Source organism: Paenibacillus sp. FSL H3-0286 (genome assembly GCF_045040705.1).
Classification (GTDB): Bacteria; Bacillota; Bacilli; order Paenibacillales; family Paenibacillaceae; genus Paenibacillus_AQ; species Paenibacillus_AQ odorifer.
In genome coordinates this window covers 259,915-281,808 of sequence record NZ_CP150285.1, presented here as the reverse complement: position 1 = coordinate 281,808, position 21,894 = coordinate 259,915, and the positions used below count along the sequence as shown (strand labels likewise).

Annotated in this window: 20 protein-coding genes; 13 read left to right on the top strand and 7 right to left on the bottom strand. The window is 43.1% G+C overall.

The window, feature by feature from the left end; all coding sequences use genetic code 11:
* The first annotated feature begins 39 nt into the window (after positions 1-39).
* The 3 genes from MHB37_RS01280 (at position 40) to MHB37_RS01270 (ending at position 2,809) form a co-directional block, all read left to right on the top strand.
* Positions 40-1,152: an endospore germination permease gene (locus MHB37_RS01280; RefSeq protein WP_076192563.1), complete on the top strand. Its 1,113-nt coding sequence runs from the start codon at positions 40-42 to the stop codon at positions 1,150-1,152.
* 50 nt (positions 1,153-1,202) lie between these two features.
* The gene (locus MHB37_RS01275) at positions 1,203-2,402 is read left to right on the top strand and encodes a Ger(x)C family spore germination protein (RefSeq protein ID WP_405168863.1); all 1,200 of its coding nucleotides are present in this window, start codon (positions 1,203-1,205) and stop codon (positions 2,400-2,402) included.
* Positions 2,403-2,578: 176 nt separating this feature from the next.
* Positions 2,579-2,809: a hypothetical protein gene (locus MHB37_RS01270; protein WP_254847760.1), complete on the top strand. Its 231-nt coding sequence runs from the start codon at positions 2,579-2,581 to the stop codon at positions 2,807-2,809.
* A 30-nt stretch (positions 2,810-2,839) separates the two neighbouring features.
* On the opposite strand, the gene MHB37_RS01265 is transcribed toward MHB37_RS01270, so the two are convergent.
* The 5 genes from MHB37_RS01265 to MHB37_RS01245 all read right to left on the bottom strand — a co-directional run bounded on the left by MHB37_RS01265 (position 2,840) and on the right by MHB37_RS01245 (position 7,618).
* The gene (locus MHB37_RS01265; RefSeq protein ID WP_370511611.1) at positions 2,840-3,115 is read right to left on the bottom strand and encodes an ArsR/SmtB family transcription factor; all 276 of its coding nucleotides are present in this window, start codon (positions 3,113-3,115) and stop codon (positions 2,840-2,842) included.
* Positions 3,116-3,203: 88 nt separating this feature from the next.
* A complete protein-coding gene (locus tag MHB37_RS01260; RefSeq protein ID WP_076126967.1) occupies positions 3,204-4,235 on the bottom strand; it encodes a LacI family DNA-binding transcriptional regulator in 1,032 nt (343 codons plus the stop codon).
* A 164-nt stretch (positions 4,236-4,399) separates the two neighbouring features.
* The gene (locus MHB37_RS01255) at positions 4,400-5,233 is read right to left on the bottom strand and encodes a carbohydrate ABC transporter permease (protein WP_036687243.1); all 834 of its coding nucleotides are present in this window, start codon (positions 5,231-5,233) and stop codon (positions 4,400-4,402) included.
* Positions 5,233-6,075 carry a carbohydrate ABC transporter permease gene (locus MHB37_RS01250; protein ID WP_036687240.1) on the bottom strand — a complete coding sequence of 281 codons (843 nt, stop codon included), beginning with the start codon at positions 6,073-6,075 and terminating at the stop codon, positions 5,233-5,235. Before MHB37_RS01250 ends, MHB37_RS01255 begins: the two co-directional genes overlap by 1 nt.
* Before the next feature lie 160 nt (positions 6,076-6,235).
* Entirely contained in the window at positions 6,236-7,618 is a 1,383-nt protein-coding gene (locus MHB37_RS01245) for an ABC transporter substrate-binding protein (protein WP_076126963.1), read from the bottom strand.
* Between the two features lie 333 nt (positions 7,619-7,951).
* Here MHB37_RS01245 and MHB37_RS01240 point away from each other — a divergent pair, with 333 nt between their 5' ends.
* The 3 genes from MHB37_RS01240 to MHB37_RS01230 all read left to right on the top strand — a co-directional run bounded on the left by MHB37_RS01240 (position 7,952) and on the right by MHB37_RS01230 (position 11,080).
* Positions 7,952-8,602: an N-formylglutamate amidohydrolase gene (locus MHB37_RS01240; protein WP_341088246.1), complete on the top strand. Its 651-nt coding sequence runs from the start codon at positions 7,952-7,954 to the stop codon at positions 8,600-8,602.
* A 67-nt stretch (positions 8,603-8,669) separates the two neighbouring features.
* Entirely contained in the window at positions 8,670-9,716 is a 1,047-nt protein-coding gene (locus MHB37_RS01235; RefSeq protein WP_405168862.1) for a hypothetical protein, read from the top strand.
* Between the two features lie 14 nt (positions 9,717-9,730).
* On the top strand, positions 9,731-11,080 hold the full coding sequence (locus tag MHB37_RS01230) for a Mur ligase family protein (protein ID WP_340011745.1): 1,350 nt from the start codon (positions 9,731-9,733) through the stop codon (positions 11,078-11,080).
* Here MHB37_RS01230 and MHB37_RS01225 read toward each other — a convergent pair.
* The gene (locus tag MHB37_RS01225; protein ID WP_076310074.1) at positions 11,075-11,872 is read right to left on the bottom strand and encodes a RimK family alpha-L-glutamate ligase; all 798 of its coding nucleotides are present in this window, start codon (positions 11,870-11,872) and stop codon (positions 11,075-11,077) included. The two genes, MHB37_RS01230 and MHB37_RS01225, sit on opposite strands and share 6 nt — an antisense overlap.
* Positions 11,873-12,234: 362 nt before the next feature.
* Here MHB37_RS01225 and MHB37_RS01220 point away from each other — a divergent pair, with 362 nt between their 5' ends.
* The 6 genes from MHB37_RS01220 to MHB37_RS01195 all read left to right on the top strand — a co-directional run bounded on the left by MHB37_RS01220 (position 12,235) and on the right by MHB37_RS01195 (position 18,909).
* Positions 12,235-13,128, top strand: a complete 894-nt coding sequence (locus tag MHB37_RS01220; protein WP_036687229.1) for a carbohydrate ABC transporter permease — start codon at positions 12,235-12,237, stop codon at positions 13,126-13,128.
* Positions 13,125-14,003 (top strand): carbohydrate ABC transporter permease, encoded by an 879-nt coding sequence (locus tag MHB37_RS01215; RefSeq protein WP_405168861.1) that lies wholly within the window; start codon positions 13,125-13,127, stop codon positions 14,001-14,003. The genes MHB37_RS01220 and MHB37_RS01215 overlap by 4 nt, the downstream gene beginning before the upstream one ends.
* 52 nt (positions 14,004-14,055) lie before the next feature.
* Positions 14,056-15,441: a sugar ABC transporter substrate-binding protein gene (locus tag MHB37_RS01210; RefSeq protein ID WP_076306818.1), complete on the top strand. Its 1,386-nt coding sequence runs from the start codon at positions 14,056-14,058 to the stop codon at positions 15,439-15,441.
* Positions 15,442-15,576: 135 nt separating this feature from the next.
* A complete protein-coding gene (locus tag MHB37_RS01205; RefSeq protein WP_036687224.1) occupies positions 15,577-16,566 on the top strand; it encodes a LacI family DNA-binding transcriptional regulator in 990 nt (329 codons plus the stop codon).
* A 30-nt stretch (positions 16,567-16,596) separates the two neighbouring features.
* Positions 16,597-17,592, top strand: coding sequence for an N-acetylglucosamine kinase (locus MHB37_RS01200; protein ID WP_036687222.1), 996 nt, complete (start codon positions 16,597-16,599; stop codon positions 17,590-17,592).
* A 6-nt stretch (positions 17,593-17,598) separates the two neighbouring features.
* A complete protein-coding gene (locus tag MHB37_RS01195) occupies positions 17,599-18,909 on the top strand; it encodes a 6-phospho-beta-glucosidase (RefSeq protein WP_076186244.1) in 1,311 nt (436 codons plus the stop codon).
* 549 nt (positions 18,910-19,458) lie between these two features.
* On the opposite strand, the gene MHB37_RS01190 is transcribed toward MHB37_RS01195, so the two are convergent.
* Positions 19,459-20,799, bottom strand: coding sequence for a PLP-dependent aminotransferase family protein (locus MHB37_RS01190; RefSeq protein ID WP_076126949.1), 1,341 nt, complete (start codon positions 20,797-20,799; stop codon positions 19,459-19,461).
* A gap of 142 nt (positions 20,800-20,941) precedes the next feature.
* On the opposite strand from MHB37_RS01190, the gene MHB37_RS01185 reads away from it, so the two are divergent.
* Positions 20,942-21,865 carry a DMT family transporter gene (locus MHB37_RS01185; protein WP_405168860.1) on the top strand — a complete coding sequence of 308 codons (924 nt, stop codon included), beginning with the start codon at positions 20,942-20,944 and terminating at the stop codon, positions 21,863-21,865.
* The last annotated feature ends 29 nt before the right edge of the window (positions 21,866-21,894 follow it).

The following is a 21,894-nucleotide window of genomic DNA, read 5'->3' as shown; positions in this document are numbered from 1 at the left end:
CCTTGACCTATGAAGTGATAAATTGGAGTGAAGAAAGCCATGCTCGAAAAAGGTAAAATAAGTACTCGCCAGCTTACCATACTGGTTATGTTCCTTACGATCGGGGATTCCATTCTCGTAATCCCTCCCTCCACTTCACACTACGCCAGACAAAATGCCTGGATTTCCGCATTAATTGGTATGATCGTAGGTTTATTAGCCATCTATATGTACAGCAAGTTCGTAAAGTTGTACCCCAAACTAACGCTTATTGAGGCGATTCAAAAGGCTTTTGGAAAATGGATTGGGACTATTCTATCACTCTTGACCTTAATGTATTTTCTTATCGTCACCGTTGGAAGTATGCGAGAACTCAGTGAGTTCGTTACATCCGAAATATTACCGAGAACCCCTATTCCGGCTGTTTTAATCTTATTCATGGTGATCGTGATTATGGCTACACGACTAGGTATTGAAGTCATAGGACGAGCTGGAGAGATCTTTACACCTATGATTATTACCCTATTTCTGATTCTGACGGTCGCAATTATTCCTCAGATGGAGATTGTCAGATTACTGCCCATATTGGAGGATGGCATAAAACCAGTGTTGAGAGGGTCTATTTCCATTACGGCTTACACCTTTATAGAACCGGTTGTTTTTCTAATGTTTCTCCCTTATGTAAACCAACAACAAAAGATAACCAAAGGCTTACTACAAGGCTGTTTCTTAGGCGGTATTATTATCTTCCTGACGGTTACTATTTCCATATTAGTGCTAGGTCCAGATCTGACAACCAGGGATATCTATCCCAGTTATAACATTGCAAGGCGCATATCCGTTGGTGGTTTCTTCGAGCGGGTGGAAGCCATGATAGCACTACTTTGGATGTTAACCTTGTTTATAGAAGTTACCTTATACTTCTATGCTTTCGTTCTGGGGTTGTCTCAATTATTCAAACTAAAAGAGTACCGGGTGCTAACTCTACCCACAGGATTAATTTTGGTTACACTAGCACCTCTTATTGCGCCAAATTACACCTATTACAACAAAGTATTCGATAATTATTGGGTGTACTATGTTATAACCTTCGGGTTATTTCTACCTTTGGTGTTGTTAGGTGTGGGAATGTTTCGAAGGGCACTGGACAAAGGCTTAAAATCTCGAAGCTAAAGATGGGCTGGGAGACATGAATACCGAAAGATCTAACGGAGGATTAAACCATGAAACGAAGATCGCTTCTGATTTGTGTTCTTATTCTCATGCAAATATTTGTAACAGGTTGCTGGAGCCGCCGAGAATTAAATGATCTTGCGATTGCTGTAGGAATAGGGATCGATAAAATTGGAGATCAATATCAAGTTTCTGCACAAGTGGTCTTACCCAGTCAAATCGCTGGCTCCAAGGGAGGCTCTCCTCAAGCACCCGTCAACCTTTATAAAGCGACAGGAAATACTGTATATGAAGCCCTTAGAAAAATCACAACCGTTAGCCCACGTAAAATTTATATCTCTCATTTACGGATCCTAGTCCTTGGCGAGGATTTGGCTAAAGAGGGAATCAACGATGTTCTTGATTTCATGTCAAGAGACACTGATACGCGAAATGATTATTTTATAGTGGTAGCAAAGGATGCAAAGGCAGAAGATGCGTTGAAAATATTAACCAGTCTTGAAAAGATTCCTGCCGTGCGATTGTTTTCCAGTCTGGAAAGCTCGGAGAAAAATTGGGCACCTACATCTACTGTGACATTAGGAACCCTAATTACAGAACTTGTCAGTAAGGGTAAGAATCCAGTCTTAACAGGTGTTGTCATCGAGGGGAGTGTAGATGTAGGAGAAACTCCGAATAATGTTGAAACGGTAGACTCTCCAACAGAATTGAAATACTCCGGATTGGCCATATTCAAGGAAGACAAATTGATTGGTTGGCTAAATCCTGAGGAATCAAAAGTGTATAACTATTTAACCAATAAAGTAGAGAGTACTGTTTTCTATATCCAATGTCCCGAAGGTAAAAAGGTTTCGCTTGATGTATTTGAAGCCCGTTCCAAAATGAAAGGCAGCATCCATAATGACAAACCAGAAATCAGTATTGAGCAACATATAGAATCAGATATAGGAGAGGTTCAGTGTAGAAATCTTGAACTGACAGACACAAAAACTATCACCGAATTAGAACAAATCGCCAATAAAAAAGTCCAGAATTTATTCAAAACTACTATTAAAAAGGTACAGAATGAATACAAAAGCGATATTTTTGGATTCGGTGAAATCATCCATCGTTCTAACCCGCAGGCGTGGAAGAAACTGCGAAACAATTGGGATGAGACCTTTGTTAACCTTCCAATAAGCGTAAAGATGGATATTAAGATTCGCCTGTTAGGGAAAGTGACTAACTCTTTCCTAGAAGAGACGAAGTGATAAATTGGAGTCACAAAACCATGTATAACATCGCAAGGTGCCCAACTATTAAAATTGAAAGAGTATCGAGTGTTAACCAAATTACACTTATTACAGCGAAATTGCAGTAATGTTCAGAAGAGCACTGAGCAAAGACTTAATATCTCGAAACTAGATGGTTTGGGAGGTTGTGAATATTGGGTATAGTAGTGATTCTCATAGTTGTAGCCGTTATAGCAGCCATTGAAGTTCCCCTGATGTGGAGGAAAAAATTAATCAAGGAGATGTGGGTTTTCTCATTTCTTCTGTTGCTGGGAACTTTCTTCAGTCTTATTAATGCGTTACATATTTCGGTCTCTAACCCATTGGGATGGATGATATTTATCTATAAACCCGTCTCCGATATGGTAAATGCCTGGTTATCCTAAAATGGGACTGAACCATTCCCTTGAGATGGCTTAGTCCCCATGATTAAACGACATTGCCAAATCAGCAAGCGCCCTAAAGTTTGTTGCTAGCCGTTCACGCGCCAGCCAGTAATAGACTTCCTGGCCTCTCTTTTTATGGTCAACAATGCGGGCATCCCGTAGGATTTTGAGATGATGTGAAATCGCTGGCCTGCTTATTTCGAATTCACCTGCAATTTCCCCAACATTCAGCCGACCTTTATTCCCTAATAACGTAACAATCCGAATCCGAGTAGGATCACCAAATGCGGTGAGAAACCGTGTGATGCTGTTGATATCGTTAGGTTTAATCTCTTGCGGTTCTATCTCCCCACCCCGATTCGTAAATAAACTTAAACATACTCACTTGTTGAAACTACAATAAAGACCTTGTAGATTCTCTAACTATTAATTCTGCCGGGAAAATCTGATGCGCATGCTTAACCTTCTTATTGATGAGATCAAAAAGAATCTTAATCGTAGCTTCCGCAATCTCCACTACCGGCTGTTTGATGGTAGTAATAGAAGGATTATAATAGAAGGAAATATCCAATCCGTCATAACCAGCCACAGAGTAATCTTCCGGGACTTGCTTGCCCGCTTCAAATATTGCCTTACAGGCGCCGATAGCCATACTATCTGATAAGGTAAAAATAGCGGTGAACTCTTCACCTAACTCTAGCAATTCTTTTGTAACCGCATACCCATTTTCCATACTGTAACTGTCGATATCCTCTTTCATCCGCCGCACTAGCCGCTCATTATAAGCGATTCCATGATCAGCTAAAGCCCTTTTATAACCTTCATATCTTAACTTACCGATACTTACATCTTCTTCTGGTGCAGTAATGACTGCGATTTTCTCATGCCCCAGATTACATAAATAGTCCACAATCTTATAGCTCTCATTAAAGTCATCGACAGATACAGAAGAATAGTCGCTCAAATCAAACTCTTCCGTCATTCCGATCGTACTAAGGACAAATGGAACCGTTAATTGCTGTAATTTCTCTTGAGAGTGTGAGAATAGCCCTCCTAAAAAGACAATTCCCTTTAGCCTTTTTTCTTTCTCCAGCTCAATCGCCACTTCGATCTCATCTTGATTCTCATCAACTCGCTGTAGGATGAAGGAGTATTTCTTGCGTTGAATCTCTTTTTCGAACACTTTGATCATCGGGCTAAAAAATGGATTGGATATCCCTTTAATCAATACTGCAATCGTTTTCGAATCAGAACGTTTTAAATTTCTTGCACTGTTGTTCGGGACATAATGATTTTCTTTGATAACCCTCATAACCATCGCTTTTGTTTCTTCATTAATATCCGGATGATTGTTAATAGCCCTTGATACAGTAGTCACGCCAACACCGCATAATTTGGCGATGTCTATAATAGTCAGTCTCTCCATTTCTATCTATCCTTTACTTGTTAGTATCTATCAAACTCCTTAATCCTTATTCAACTTCATAGTCAAAATAAGAAAGCAGGGGATTCCTGATGGTCACCCACCAAGAAAAACACCCTACTCGCTTCTTACATGAATATTAATTTATTTAACGAGGTAGATCAAGCTTAACCCTTAACCGCACCTGCAACGACACCTTCGATGATGTACTTTTGACAAGTCAGGTAGAAAATGATGATTGGCACAATAGCTAAGACCAGCATCGCCATCATAGCTCCCATGTCAATCGATCCGTATCCACCTTTTAGGTACTGGATCGCAATAGGAATCGTTTTATACTCTGTACCAATCAGCAGGTCTGGCAATAGGAAGTCGTTCCATACCCACATTACATTAAGGATAGCTACAGTTACAGCAATAGGTTTCAGGATGGGCAATACCACTTTAAAGAAGGCCTGAGGTGGATTACAGCCATCAATCATTACCGCTTCTTCAACCTCAAGCGGGATAGACTTCACAAATCCGCTAAACATAAACACAGATAGCCCTGATCCAAACCCTAAATAGATTAAGATAATCCCAATCGGATTGTCGAGATGCAGCACGTTTGCAGTCTTAGTCATTGTGAACATAACCATTTGGAAAGGCACGATCATCGAGAATACAAACGCATAATACATCATGCCTGTGAATTTGGACTTCACCCGGGTAATGTACCATGCAGTCATGGAAGTAAATAACACGATCACAGCCACCGAGCATACCGTAATAAACAAGGACATTCCGAAGGCACTGAAGAAATCAATCTTTGCTACACCACTAGTATAGTTCTTTAAACCAACAAACGTAGTCTCATTAGGGAATAAGAACGGCGTATCACTAATGTAGAACTTACCCTTGAAGGAGTTCATCAGAACAATAAAAATAGGAGATAAGAACGCAATGGCCAAGACCAACAAAATGGTGAATATAGAGTAATCTTTTGCTCTAGTCTTTTGCATTAGTTCTCAACCTCCTTTCTTCTAGTAATGACAAGTTGTATTAAGGCGATTAAGGCTACTAAAGCAAAGAATACGACGGCTTTCGCTTGACCGACACCTTCCCATCCTGATTTTCCGTAGAATGTATTGTAGATGTCCAGTGCTAACATGGAGGTCTGCTTAGAAGGAGCACCAGCGGTCAACGCTAAGTTCTGGTCAAACAATTTAAATGAATTAGATAAGGTTAAGAATAAACAAATAGTAATGGACGGCATTACGAGTGGAATAGTCACATTACGCAAAATCTTAGAACGTGAAGCTCCATCAATTCTTGCGGCTTCTACTATATCTTTAGGAACATTCTGAATACCTGCAACATAGATAATCATCATGTACCCTATCAATTGCCAATTCATAAGAACGATTAGTCCCCAAAATCCATACGTTGCATCAGAGGTCAAAGTGACACCAAATTTGTACAAAATCCCATTAAAAATCAACTGCCAGATGTATCCTAATACGATACCGCCTATCAAGTTAGGCATAAAGAAGATCGTTCTAAATACGTTGGTTCCTTTTAGCTTTCTAGTTAATAACATCGCCAAGATGAAGGCGAACACATTAATAGTAAGAACAGATAAAACTGTGAATTTAACGGTGAAACCTAATGCATTTAGAAACTCTTGATTCGAAAAAGCTTTAGCGTAATTGCCAAACCCTATCCATGTTGCATCATTGACTGTAGTAAACTCTGTAAAAGACAAATATATACCCAAAAGAAAAGGGATCACAAAGGCAATTCCAAAGGCTATTATGGTCGGTAATGCAAAAAGAGCAAAATATTTTTTTATCGATTTTTCCATGGAGTCTTCTCCTATCTCAGTATGGAAAATGATGAAACAGATGTAGCAAGATCCACTCCAATTGTTGCTTAGTGCCACTGAATCCCGAGGGAGCCCAGTGGCACTAAGCTTTTATCTGTATGACAACTGAGAGTTATTCAAGCATCTTTCCATGCATTTATTATTTTGCTTTTTCAGCCTTCCAAGTGTCCTTGAAGATGGTTACAACTTCATCCCAAGTTTTGTTTCCTTGAGCGTATTGCAAGAGCGCATCACCAAAGACGTTTTTGAATTCTTCACTTGGGAATGCTGCGAATGTCCAAGCTACAGAAGTAAGATCTTTTTCCATCCAAGCAGATACTTCTTTAGCAAGTGGATCTGCTGGTTTTTCGCTGTCTTCAAAGGTATTGAATGGTGCGATGAAACCTAGATCGTTAGTTACATAAGCTTTACCTTTTTCACTGGAGAACAACCATTCCAGGAAAGCGATAGAAGCTTGTTGGTTCTCAGCAGATACTTTGCTGTTGATTGCGAAATAGTTTTCTGTACCTACAGCCAAACCTTGTTTTTCTTCGCCTTCCATACCTGTGTAGATAGGCAAGAATTTGATTTCTTCAGCTTTAACTACGTTACCGTCAACATCGTTGATTTGTGACCAAGCCCAGTTACCATTTTGAACCATAGCTGCGTTACCAAGTGCAAATTCAGCCATGGAGTCAGCTACGGATTTACTACCCAGCAAGGATTCTTTAGTTACAGAGTTCTTGATGTACAGATCGAAGATGTTTTTAAATTTATCGTTGTATTTGAATTCAACTTCTTTAGAAGCTAGACCCGCAAGAACGGTGTTGTCAAACTCAGTATTGTCTTTGAATTCATAGTACAGCGGCAAGTTTGCAAGGTGAGTCTGCCATCTCCATTGCTCACCAGCAGCGAGGGAAGTGGAGGCGAATACACCTTTAATGCCCAGTTGGTCTTTTTTAGCCGTCATATCTTCTACTACTGCTTTCAAAGTGTCGAAGTTATTGATCTCAGTTGTGGAGGAGATCGATACCGCTTTATCAGCCAAAGCGAAGTATTTCTTCATAATTGCGTCGTTGTAGATAATGCCGTATCCTTCAACTACGTAAGGGATACCATACACGCCTTCACCTTCAGTTACAGCCAAGCTTTTGTCGGACAGATAGCTGTAAAGCTTAGTATCTTTCAAATCCAAGGTGTAATCTTTCCAGGATTGAAAACCAACAGGTCCGTTAATTTGGAAAATAGTTGGCGCTTCAGACTTGGAGATTTCGGATTTCAATTTAGTTTCGTAAGTACCCGCAGCAGCCGTTACGACTTTTACCTTAACTCCTGTTTCTGCTTCGTAATCCTTAGCAATCTTTTCATATATTTCTGCAATCTCAGGTTTGAAGTTCAAGAAATAAACTGACCCTTTTTTACCAGATGTAGCGTTTCCATCATTGGATGCAGAATTATTTTCTTTATTCCCACATCCTGCCGCTAAGACAACAACCATAGACATTACTAACATGAGCCCTAAATATTTTTTGATATTCTTCATTCTTCTTCCCCCTCGTACTTTTTATTAGATTACTTCGCATGAAGACGTTCCGATGCTGTTAGTGAAAATTATGTCAGCGTTTTCATTTGCTTAAGTAATCCCCAGCCTACTTTTTGGTATCCTTCTCGGTATCCTTATCGGTAACGTTTTCAATTGAAATATTAGCACACCATTTTGAACTTTTCAATAGCCAATCTTTTAGAATCATTTTATGGAAAAACTGCCCACGGCAAACCTTGCAAGCGTTATAATAGATTCATCCTTATTCATGAATGGTGAATGCTTAGGACATACTAATGGTTAACGACCCATTAAATAACTATGAATAGGTGATTGCATATTTTATCTCTGATCGAACAGTATGAGCTACAATTCTCCAATAATAATTATTTTGGCGATATCGGGGTAGCTCCCTCTTACTCCATTGTAGAAGGCTCCCTTCCTGTACTAGTCTCAGCTCCACATGCCATTAATCATTTTCGAGAACATGCTGTAAAACCAGCTGACATGTATACAGGCTCCCTTGCCCTCTTGTTACAAAAGCTCACCAATTGCTACTGTATTTATTCGAATAGCTTTTCCAAAGAAGACCCAAATTACATCTTAGGTGGAGAATATAAGGCTGCGCTACGAGCGCTTGTCAAAGAACATCGCATTCAGTTTGTGATCGATCTGCACGGAGCTTCCAAACTTCGAGAGTTTGATATTGACCTAGGGACACTGTACGGAACCTCTATACGAGAGAATAATTTAAATGACGTCATAGGCATCTTTAACAATAATGGTATTACCAATGTTCGACAAAATCATACATTTTCTGCATCCCATCCTGGAACGATTACTTCATATTGCACTAAGGAATTGTTAGTTCAAAGTATTCAAATTGAAATTAATCGAAATTATCGTAACCCGAATGCGTTTGATTTATTCCAAAAAACCATTCATTCCCTTGAACAAATCATTAAACTATTGGGCGGTGTCTGACATTATTATCGAGCAAACCTTTACTATTCTAGACAAACAAAGCCTTCAACCTCGTGAAGAAATCACAATGAACTCCGAAGAGTTAAAGGAATTAGGTTTAGTGCAGCATATCTTCGTTGATCTTACAGCAGAGAATGGTGTCAAAGTCAGCTGTTTAATTTTATCGGCAGATGAGGTGCCAAGAGGTACAATCCAATTATCCAAGCGGGCAAAGGACAAGCTCGGGGACTGCCTGACTACAGGATTAACAATAACGAAGCCAGAATACGACACAGTTCTTCGGGGAATTCCTAAAGTGGACGAGATTGCCAAACCCTATGTAAAAGCCTGTCCAGCACTCGTCCGTAAATATACGAATCAAGTAGAACTTATCAATCCCAAAAATGGCTTCCGGGTAAACCTAACTTTACGAGAAGATAGCACAGCCAAACCGAATACCCTTTACTTCAACAGATACATCATGTTATTGCTTGAAACCCATTCCGAGGGGCATGATCCATTAATCATTACTCGCGCTAGGACGCGTTCTCAACCCAAGCCAGGCATACATAAACTTATAAATCAACTGATCCAACGGCCCTTAAGTGCATTAGGGAACTTTTTTATTGGCAAAAGAGAGCTCACCCTCAGAGTGGGTCATCCTTACCCTTTTGATGAGCACCAGAATTTATGCAGAATTCATCCGAATGTTAGAAAACTGCTAGGCATGGAAGAAACAGATCAGATCGTGATCTCCTATAATTCCAAACAAATCACCATCCCCATCTTAGACATCGATACGGAGCATATTGCCCAGTCAGTCAAGCTTTATGCGGATAATGAGCAGCTTAAATTTATCGACAGCCACTTATTTATCGGGATCACCGCCTTATCGCGTAACGAGTTAGAAATCCCAAGCATCGGCACATCAGTTACCGTAAAAAGAAGTATGTACTCCTTATTCCTAAAGCACTTAAATAAACTAGTCTTACCTGTTATCGCTTTGTTGTTCACCATAGTACAGCTATATAAGGATTTGAACTGGAGCATCGCTCTGACCGTCATCATTTCTCTTGTGTTACTTCCGATTATCATCTACACAACACTATCTGAGGAACGCGCCAAAATTAATTAAATGGAGGGATTTCCGTGGAATTCACTTCACAATCCCAAGTAGAAGATATGATCTACAGCTCTTACCTAAGGGCCATTAACAACATTACAGAAACTTTGGATGAAGAAGTTAGAAAACCGGAGTTAACCAGAGCATTACTGGATGCAGTCGGAAGTCCGGATCGCAATCAAAAATACATACTGATCACAGGCAGTAAAGGTAAGGGCTCCACCTCTAGATTTATTTCCTCTCTGTTAAGTCACTTGGGTTATAAAGTGGGGTTATTCACCTCCCCTCACCTGGTAGATTTCAACGAAAGAATCCGGATCAATGGGCAGGCAATAGCCACAGAAGATTTTGTGCGATTAGGTAATGTAATTCGCGGGGGCTTCCACCAGATCGAAGAGCAGCTTGCTGCTGATGAATATCAAGGTCCGGTTGGGGTTGCTTTGGCTATTGCGGCTTTGTACTTTAAGGAGAAGGGTACAGATATCAATGTGATTGAATGCGGTAGAGGAGGAAGGTTTGATGACACCAATGTCCTGAGCAATGACTGGGCTGTCATTACCCCGATTATGGAAGAGCATGTAGCCCATTTGGGACCTGATCTGAACAGCATTACACTGCACAAGCTGGGGATTGTCAAAAACAACACAACAAACGTCTATGTTAGCAAACAGAAATCCGACGTTCTTGCGATCATGAAGGACAACCTCTCCTCCAACCCTGTGCAATATTATGAAGAACAGTTTTTAGCTGAATCTATCACAACCACTTCTGTCGGAACTACTTTTGATGTCCGGACGAAGCCAGCCGTTTATCCAGCCTTGACCCTTCCGCTATTGGGACAGTTTCAAGCGGTCAATGCTGCCAGCGCAGTCGCACTTTGTGAAGAGATTACAGGGGGACCCCTTGATCAGAAGATCGTACATCACTGTTTTGAACAATTACAATGGCCGGGGCGTTGTGAAGTTATCTATCATGACCCACTGACGATTATTGACGGAGCTATTCATAGAGATTCTGCAAGCTATCTGGCTGAACTTATTCAATTAGTGAATCCTGAGCGCAGCCGTACCGTCACATCCATCATCGGTGTCCCTAAGGATAAAGATTACACAGGGGTCATCGAAGTCATGAGTACAGTCTCGGATCAACTAATCGTAACCAAACCCGATATAAGCCATCTAATTTTCCCAACGGATGCCCTGCTTATCGCTAAAAGTTTTCTCGAAAAAAGTTCCGAATTCCCTTATTTAGAGGATGCTCTTACGTATGTTAAAGAACAATCACCTTCGGAGATTATTGTAATCGTGGGTACGCAAACTCTAATCGGAAATGCCAAAAGATTATTCGGGCAATCGCTGCTGAATATCGGCTTATAACTGATTCATACGCTGAAGAATAACTTCCCTGTAAAGGTCTGAGAGGCCAGGTACTTCACTTGGATTTTGCTTACAATATTCATCTAACATCACCTTATGGTTGACCTCAATCACCATCAAGCCTTGATTTGTCTCTAAGATATCTACTGAGCAGAAATCAAGGCCCAGCGCTTTAGAGGTCCAGGAGGCAAGCTCCGCCAGCGCCTCTTGTTTGGCCTGATCTTTCACCTCAATCGTAACAGCTCCGTTAATCAAATTATGCTTCCACGAACGAACTCTTTTTTTGCCAAGGAATACACGCGCCTGATGATTAAAAGTTACAATTCTATACTCAATCTCCGCTTCATAATAAGGACCTATTGCCCCATTAAGCTGTAAAGAAAATAATAAATCCAGCTTTTCATGCAGATCGGCTATCTCATTGATTTTGTACACATGATTTCCCTGCGCCCCGTTATCCTGCTTCATAACTACCTCCCCATTGCACGCTTGGAAATAACGCTCAGCCAATGGATAAGGATTCAAATTGCTAAATTTGGAGTCAGGATGCGGCAAATAAATATGTTCTACGGCTGGGATATTCGCCTTATGCAAAACATCATAAGTTAGAGATTTACTCATGGCAATGATCGTAGAAGCACTGTTGTTTAGTCCGATCTCAGCGTCTACCATCACAAATGATTTCACTCCATCTGTCGCTCTATATACGAAATTCGGTGTAATTTCCTCAAAGCTAATCCCTGAGGCTGTAACAGAATGCTGGATCATTTTTAAGTAAGGTCTAGTCGTCATTCAGTTTCCTCATTTCTAACAAAATATGACCAAACCTAATCATAGCATGAGGAATATTAATAAAAAATAATAAAATTGCGTTATAATAGTTAACACAATAATCTCCCGAATCTTATTTCAGGTCCCTTTTTCACAAAAATGACAGACTGTATGTTACGTTTAATGACTGACAGCGCTTTTATAGTTAAAATAAGTGTTGATTATTTAGAGATCATCCTCTATGATAAGCTTATTAAAGCGAAACAAAAAGTTAAAGCGGTTAAACTTTAATCTCTAGGTACCTAGTATTATTGCTAATTAATAGTGTTAGCATGATCAAAAGTTAAAGCGCTTATACTTTTAAAACGAGAGGTTGGTGTGTCATGATCAATCGCGAGAACAGGCGGCAGACGTTCTACATGTATCTGTTCATTTCTCCTTGGATTATCGGCTTCCTAGTATTCGCCCTTTATCCTATCTTATCATCGCTTTACTTCAGCTTTACTGATTATGACATCATACACCCACCTAAATTTATCGGGCTCGCTAACTACACAGAGATGTTTCACAATGACCTGTTCTGGAAATCGGTGGTTGTCACGCTGAGATATACCTTCATCGGTGTACCTATCCAGCTTGCGCTCGGTCTTGGCTTTGCACTATTGCTTCACCAGACCATTCCTTTGCGCGGCTTTTTCAGAACAGCAATGTATTTCCCAAGCATGGTATCCGGCGTGGCCATGTCCCTGCTGTGGTACTGGATCTTCAACCCGCAGATCGGGCTCTTCAATTACATCCTTTCCTGGTTCGGCATTCATGGACCGGCTTGGCTGATGAACCCAGACACTGCACTATATGCCTTGATCATCATGACTTTCTGGACAGCAGGCTCAGGAATGATTTTATTCCTTGCAGGTCTGCAAGGCGTACCGGCTAGCTTGATCGAAGCCGCTAACCTTGACGGTGCCGGGCGCTTCAGAATCTTCCTGAACATTACCTTACCGATGATCTCTCCCGTGCTGCTCTTCCAACTGATTATGGGACTGATTGATTCCTTCCAAGTCTTTACCCAAGCTTTTGTCATGACTCAAGGGGGGCCGAATTACTCTACCTGGTTCTATGTCTATAATCTCTACACCAGCGCTTTCAAAGAATATCGTGCCGGTTATTCCTCAGCCTTGGCATGGGTGCTCCTTATCGTAGTTATGCTGTGCACCGCACTTATTATGAAATTGTCTAACCGTTATGTTCACTATGAAGGAGGCGGACGCAAATGAGTACAGTCAGAGCGCTAAGCCCCCGGACTAAAGGAACAAACCGCCGCCGGAAAGCGGAGCCTGTTAAGATTTTCAGCTTTATTACTCTAGTAGTTACAACATTTCTGATGCTGCTTCCTTTGTTCTTCATGGTCTCCACTTCACTTAAGTCCAAACGCGAGATGCTGAAGTTCCCACCCACCTTTCTTCCGGAGAGCTGGCAGTGGAGCAATTACACAGAAATATTTGATACCCTGCAGTTCGATACTCTTTATAAAAACAGTCTGATTATCGCCGGCTTTAGTGTTGTGGGAACCTTGATTTCTTCGGCGCTGGTTGCCTATGGATTCGCCAGATTCAGAGGTACAGGTAATCAGGTGTGGTTCATCCTGCTGCTGAGCACCATGATGTTACCCTATCCGGCCATTATGATTCCGCAATTTGTACTCTTTTCGCAAATGAACTGGATAGATACCTTTTTACCCCTGATCGTGCCTGCTTTCTTCGGCTCAGCCTATAATATTTTTCTGCTGCGCCAATTCTTCTCCACATTGCCTGAAGAGCTGTTTGATGCCGGACGCATTGATGGCTGTGGTGAAATACGGATGTGGGCTACCATAGCAATCCCACTCTCCAAACCTGCACTTGCGACCGTAGCTATCTTTGCTTTTATCTACAACTGGAATGATCTGCTTACGCCAGTGCTTTACTTAAGCTCATCAGATAAGTTCACGCTACCCGTCGGGATGGCTTCTCTTACCTCATCGAGGTTCCGCATTCCACCTTGGCATCTGCTAATGGTTGCTTCGGTTCTAGCTATGGTCCCAATCGTTACGCTGTTTGCTGTAGCCCAGAAACAGTTCGTCGAAGGGATTGTACTTACAGGGATTAAGTAATAATCCGCCATCCGGCGGCCAAATATACTTGAAATCATGGAGGGTTTAGCTAATGAACAAGAACAGGAAAAGTATTGCGCTTTTACTTGCAGCTACCATGCTCGTTGTTCTAGCCTTATCAGGCTGTAGCGGCGGCAAATCGGCGGGTAACGCCCTATCTGGAGGAAACGGTGACTCTACTAATTCTGGAGGCAAAGCAGAAACGGTAACGATTACCCATTACACAATAGATTCAGAAGACCGCACATTTGTCGAAAAATTAATCCCTGATTTCGAGAAGCAGCATCCGAATATTAAAGTGAAAGTGGAAAAAGCGCCTTATGAGCAGTTCGACAGCAAGCTGCAAACGCTAATTGCCGGCGGCAAATCGCCCGACGTGACAAGTCACTGGGGGTATGGAGGTTTCGCAGAATACTACAATAAGGGTATGTTGTTCGATATGACCGACCTTATGAAAGAGGATGGTTTCAAGGCAGAGGATTATAGTATCCCAGAGAATCTAATGGGTATCTACAAGGTTAAAGATCACACTTACGGCATCCCGGTCAATATGTATGTCACCTTAATGCTCTATAACAAAGACATGTTTGATGCTGCCAAACTGACTTATCCAACAAGCGATTATGAAGATAAGAGCTGGACGTTTGAAAAAATGGTCGATGAAGCTAAACAAATGACGCTTGTATCCGATGATATCGCCAAAACTCAATATGGCGTAGACTTCACTTGGTCCGAACGCGATATGCGGCCGTTATATTTTGGAGCGGAGCCTTACTCAGAAGATACATGGACTAATGGCGGCGTGCCTTCCGAGACTTATTTTGACTCCCCTGAAGTGATCGCTGCCTACAACAAGCTTTTTGATCTTGTCTTTAAGGATAAAGTCTCTCCTTCTTCCGAATGGAGCAAAAGTGTAGCTGGACAGAACGGTGATCCCTTTGTTGCTGGTAAAATCGGCATGTCTATCGGAGGCTCATGGAACCTTGCAGGTGCAAATGACTTCCCCTTCAAAATTGGCGTAGCCGCTGTACCATGGGGAGGCAACGATAAGGTACGTAGCACCCTTTATGTCGATCCGCTGCTGATCTTGAAGGACTCCAAACATCCGAAGGAAGCTTTTGAATGGATCAAATACCTGATCACAAGCGAAGTGCAAGAGAAATCCATTGAGCTTAGTGGCGGTAACCCACCAGTCAACACCGAAGCTGCAGAAGCTTACTATAAACATTTTGAAGGTATCGATCCACAGGATATCAAAAATGTCTACGAGGGTGCTGTTAACTACGGCTTCGAATCCTATAACCACTTAATCACCAACTACTCGCAAATTAATGACATGTTCATTAATGAATTGCAGCCAGTAGAAACTGGACATAAGACGGTTGAAGAGGTGATGGCGACGATTCAGAAGAAGGTTACAGAGATCATTCAGCGATAACTGTTTGGCAGGTATACCGCCCCCTTTAGGGACGGTATACCTGCGTGAAATCATACGTTTAGCGGACAGTCTGCCAACCCTGTATACTGAAAGTAGAAAACAGGATCGGAAAATCTGCCGTGAGGAGAATTAAAGATGAAAGTTAGTATTTTTGATGTAGCCAAAAAATCCGGATTATCCGTTGTAACCGTATCCCGGGTGTTAAATGGGGCCGAATCGGTACGCGAGAATAATCGCCAAAAGGTGCTGGAGGCAATTAAAGAGCTGGATTACCGCCCTAATGCTGCGGCACGCAGTCTGGCAAGCGGTAAGACGGGAATTATCGGCATTATTGTCACTACCCTGCAAGATTCCTTTTTTGACGCAGTGGTCAAAGAGCTGAATGAAATATTAGCGATGCATGGTTATTTTTTAGCCATATCCATCTCAACAGGCATCGAATCGGATGATAGCCATTATTTAATTCAGGAGGATCGTGTAGACGGTTTAATTCTGCTCTCTCCGATGGAAGAGGACAATTATATTGTGGAGTTAAAACGGCGGGGTATTCCTTATGTGCTGATAGATAATCAGAAGCCCGAAAATGATACCTACTCCATCACGATCGACAACTTCAAGGGGGGATACGCAGCTACGCGTCATCTGCTGGAGCTGGGACACACTTCAATCGCTCATCTCTGCGGTCAGGAAATGTTCCGGAGTACGCGGGAGCGGCGCAGTGGATTTCTACAGGCGCTTCAGGAACAAGGACTGGCCCCCTTTGAGATCGTACCTGGTGATTTCGATATTGGGATGGGATACGATACCTGCAAACGTTGGCTGAAGGAAGGAAAGCTGCCCACCGCCGTATTTGCCGGGGATGACAATATCGCGCTTGGAGTCATCAATGCCCTGATGGAAGCGGGCATTCAGGTACCCGAAGAGGTGGCAGTGGTCGGCTATGACGATCATTATATTGCTTCACAGCTTCATCCACATCTGACAACAATACGTCAGCCTGCAGACAAAATCGGGCTGGCAGCCGCGGATATGCTGCTCAAACGCATCTCCGGAAAGATGAAACGTGGAGCCGGGATGCGGATTGATCCTGAACTTATCGTACGTGAATCTACCGGAGCTGAGTAGATTAAATTTATACACTAGGAGTGACGACCATTGACTTACTACTTGGGGATCGATGGGGGAGGCACGAAAACCTATGCTCTGCTAAGCGATGAACATGGCAATGTTCTTGGCAAAGGCAAGAGTGGTAACGGCAACCACCAGACAGGCGCCCTTGAGGCCGCCAACAGTATTCAAGAGGCCACATTCGGGGCGCTGGCTGAAGCCGGACTCCGGTTGGAAGACATCCAGCATACCTATCTCGGACTTGCCGGTGCTGATCGCGAGGCCGACTATGCTATTCTCCATCCGATGATACGCCAGATAGGATTCACCAAATACACCATTAACTGTGACACTATGATCGGTCTACGCGCCGGAACGAATCGCCCATATGGTGTCGCGCTCATCTGCGGCACCGGCACCAATTCAGCAGGCAGAAACCTGCAGGGAGAGCATTATCAATGCGGCGGCTTTGACTATATGTACGGTGATTTTGGCGGGGGTGGCGCACTCAATATTGAGGTGTTTCGTTCCGTTATCCGAGCTTGGGACGGCCGGGAACAGCCCACCCTATTAACAGGCTTACTGCTAAAAATGTTAGGTTATGAGGAAGTTGGGCATATGTTTCACGATTTCCTTGATCATTGGAAAAAAGTCCCCGTAAATGTTGCCCGCCTGCTCTTTGAAGCAGCAGCTGAAGGAGATGCCGTAGCATTGGAGATTTTACATCGGCAAGGGGTTGAACTAGGTAAGTCTGCGGCAGCTATCATTCACAAGCTAGGCATGGAGCAGGAGACCTTCGATGTGGTGCTGGCAGGAAGTCTGCTAACCCGGGGGGATCGCGGTTGGATTCGCCAGCCTATCGAGAAAGCTGTACACGCTGCAGCCCCTCAGGCAACAGTGGTTACCCTTGCCACAGAGCCTGTAGTCGGTGCAGTATGGTCAGCTATGGATCAAGATGGGTTGACCATTAGTAGTGAAGTGTATGAGAAAATGCGGAAATTTCAGGATTATGAATCGATCAAACAAACTACAAGACAGGAGTGATTAATCTTGGCAGCTAACCAAGGATTAAAGATTGCAGTTATCGGTGGAGGTTCTTCGTATACCCCAGAATTAGTAGAGGGATTCATTCTTCACTATAAAGAACTTCCCGTGCGCGAATTATGGCTTGTAGATATTGAGCCTGGTCTTCGCAAGCTGAATATTGTAGGTAACTTGGCAAAACGTATGGTGGAGAAATCCGGCCTTCCGATTGAGGTTCATCTGACAACAGACCGCCGTAAAGCGATCGAAGGCGCCGACTTCGTCAGCACTCAGATGCGTGTCGGCATGCTTGATGCCCGTGCTCGTGATGAGTCGATTCCGCTCAAATATGGCGTTATTGGCCAAGAAACAACAGGTCCTGGGGGAATGATGAAAGCACTGCGCACCATCCCTGTTATTCTGGATGTATGCCGTGATATCGAGGAACTGGCTCCCAACGCATGGCTGCTCAATTTCACTAACCCTGCTGGGATGGTCACCGAAGCCGTTCTGAAATATTCTAAGGTAAAAAGTATTGGCCTGTGCAACGCACCTATCGGCCTGATCAAGCAAGTCTCTGCCAAATATAATGTAGCAGCAGACCGTGTATATGCCGAATTTGTGGGCCTCAACCACTTGCACTGGATTACTCGTATCGATGTTGAAGGTGAAGACAAGCTGGATGATATGCTTGCAGATACAACCAGCTACAGCGCTAAGAACGTACCGGCAAGAGAATGGAACCCGGAATTCCTGCAATCCCTTCATGCACTGCCCTCATACTATTTAAAATATTTCTATATGACCGATGCCATGCTCGAAGAGCAGATGGACTCCCATAAGCAAGGCATTAACCGTGCTGAAGTCGTCAAACGTGTAGAAGAAGAGCTCTTCGAGCTTTATGGCAATCTAGAGCTAAGCGAGAAGCCGAAGCAGCTGGAACAGCGCGGCGGTGCTTTTTACTCAGAAGCAGCTGTTAATCTCATGAGATCGCTTCATAACGGATCAAACGACATTCAGACCCTAAATGTCGCTAACCATGGCATATTGGACTTCCTGCCAGATGACGCCAGCATTGAAGTGAACTGCGTGGTCACCAAAAACGGCCCGCTACCTCTGCCACTGACCAAAATTCCAACCATGGCTAAAGGACTCATTCATGCTGTCAAAACCTATGAACAGCTGGCGATTGACGCCGCTGTCACCGGAGACCGCGCCCTTGCCCTTCAGGCGCTCGCACATCACCCGCTTGTTCCGTCCGTGGACGTAGCGATTCGGATGCTGGACGAAATGCTGGAAGCTAATAAAGAGTTCCTGCCGAACTTTTTTGCGAATTAATTCATACCTCCTATCGAGAAATAACTAAAAGAGACCGAACCCGGTCTCTTTTTTTGCGCTTGTTGCTGATACTCGCTACCGAAGCAAAAATGAATAAAGCATCTTGGTAATTTGCACTTAGCGAATTCGCTATCGGACACAGCTGACCTTAAAAGCGGCTTTTTCACATTTTTAGAGTGCTAGCGGACCCCATAGCCGTTATTAGCATGAAAACCACCCAATATAACCCCTTTCTAATTGAATAGCGGCGCTGGTGTCCGAAAACCTGCTTCAAAGGCTAAAAACTAGCAAATAACGTTATCTGGGTCCGCATGACTCGGCCGAAGATTGCACAGAAAATGTGTTCGGATATTTATAGAAGAACCAGAGATTACTGCGAGTTGTACCGATAATGAGATCTGCTGTCCATCAATTCACTGCTGCCAGATTTGCCAACGACCCACAACGCCAAAAAACGATCCCTGTTACTGGAGGAACGCTTTTTTATTTCTACTCCAATGGACTCCCAGCATTTCCACCATTATCATCCACTCATTTATTGCTGCGCTCTCAGCGTATTTCTTGCATTACCTGTTCAATGCCAAAGCGAATATCCGGCTCTTTTACACTGGATACATTGAGCTTTAGAATCTTCTCTTTATTAAAAGAGGGCAGATACCCGCTGTCCGCCATTTCGATGCGAATGAACTTTTTTTGCAGACGTTTGATCATCTGTTCTGTCTTTATGCTGTCACTAAGCTTCAGATACGTATGCACACCAAGCTGGCCGGTTGGATGGTAGGAATAATGCTGTGCTGTCGCTGTATCTAACTCTCTCATAATCGATTCATGGAGCAGCGTGGATCTTTTTTCGTAGCAGGAACGCATCTTTTTTCGGTGACGCTCGAACATTCCGCTTTTCAGATACAACTCCAGGGCAGCCTGAGACAGCATAGAGCTATCTATATCCATCAGTCTTTTGAATCGGTTAAAAGAGTCACACAGGACCGCTGGCAGTACCGCGACACCGACACGTAGACCCGGAAATATAATTTTGGAAAAGCTTTTCAAATAGATCACATGGGAAGCATCGTCATAAGCGTAGATCGGATCCTCTTTTGCATCCTGCTCCAAGTCCGCCATGTAGTCATCTTCAACGATATACACATCGTATTTAGCTGCCAGCTGAGCAATCGCCTTCTTCTGGGTACGGGTATAGGAGACGCCAAGCGGATTATGAAATCGCGGGACGGTATAAAAGAACTTGAACTGGCCTGTCTTAAATAACCGTTCTAATTCATTCAAGTCCACCCCAGCATCCGAACGCTTTATCCCCTCTGTCTCAATGCCATACGTCTTCAGATATTCCATAAAAAGCGGATAACCCGGCTGCTCAATCAGCACTCGCTGCCTGCCATTCGGAAAAGGAATTCGGGTCAATACGCCAAGCGCCTGCTGCACACCTGAGGTAATAAAAATCTGATCCGGATTGGCAAATACCTGATAAGAAGCCAGATGCCGCTGCATTTCACGAATAAGAGAAGGAAGCCCCTGCGGCGTTCCATAGATGAACAAGTCATTGCGGTACATATCAATCGCTTTATTAATACAATGTTGGAAATCCAGATACGGAAAAATATCCGGGTCGGGTGCAGACACCGTAAAATCGATCCAATGTGCACCTTCGTCTTTTCGCTGTCCGCTTCGTTTCATGACATAATAACCACTTTTTGAGGCGGCATAGATTAAATGTTTGTCCTGAAGATCCTGTAAAGCGCGAATTACTGTACTTTTACTACATCCATAACGTAAGGACAACTCCCGGATAGACGGTAATTTATCTCCCTCACGATACGCATCCTCGGCAATTTGCGCTTCCAGCTCGTTGATTAACTCCGAATACTTATACATCCCTTTCAGCTTCCTCCAAGCTTATTCTGTACCGGTACAGATGAATAATAATTACATTGTAGCACAGCTACTCTAGCCTTAGAATAAAGAGCAGAACAGGACCGGTACCTAAATGCGCGCAACACTTTGGAGGTCTTTACTAATGAATACATCTTCTACTCAAAAAGCGATAGCAGCAGCTGTCATGAATGCTATTATCGTCGGGTTTTCCTTTATATTTGTAAAAATGGCCCTAACCGTCTCGGATCCTTTTGATACGCTAGCTCATCGCTTCACGTTATCTTTCCTTGCCGCTTCTTTATTTACTTTTCCAGGGTGGGGGCGGGTGAAGTTTGGAATATCCAAGGCAGCAGTGATAATCCCACTGGCTTTAATGTATCCAGCGTTGTATTTCACCCTTCAAGCGTATGGACTTCTGTATACAACCTCCGCTGTAGCGGGTATTATTCAGGCGACAATGCCCATCTTCACCATCCTTTTGGCGGCGATGTTCTTGAAGGAAACCACGAGCAGCTTCCAAAAGATCTCTACATTAATCTCAGTTTCAGGCATTATTCTTATCTTTGCCATTCCAGGTTTGAGTATTTCTTCTTCTAGTCTTTGGGGCGTCTTGCTCATCCTAATCTCAGCTTTATCCCTTGCCGGTTATAATGTTGCAGCTCGAAAGCTGACACGTACCTGGAGTCCCAAAGAACTTACCTATATGATTACTTTGTTCGGATTTATATTTTTTAATGGACTGTCGATCATTAAGCATGGTTCGGCAGGAACCTTGGATCAGTATTTCACACCTTTTCAAGAGCCCAAATTTATATTCTCCATGCTCTATCTCGGCGTACTCTCCTCCCTCGTGACCTCCTTCCTCTCCAACTATGCTTTATCACGGATGGAAGCTTCACGCGTGAGCATTTTCGGCAGTCTTTCAACAGTTGTCTCTATTCTCGGTGGTGTACTTCTGCTGAATGAGCAACTGGAATGGTACCATTGGACCGGTACAGTGATGATCATCGCCGGGGTGATCGGTGTGAACTGGCGGAAGCAAGTAAGGGCCAAAGGCAAAGCGTGAAGATTGATATGCATACAAAAAAGACACCC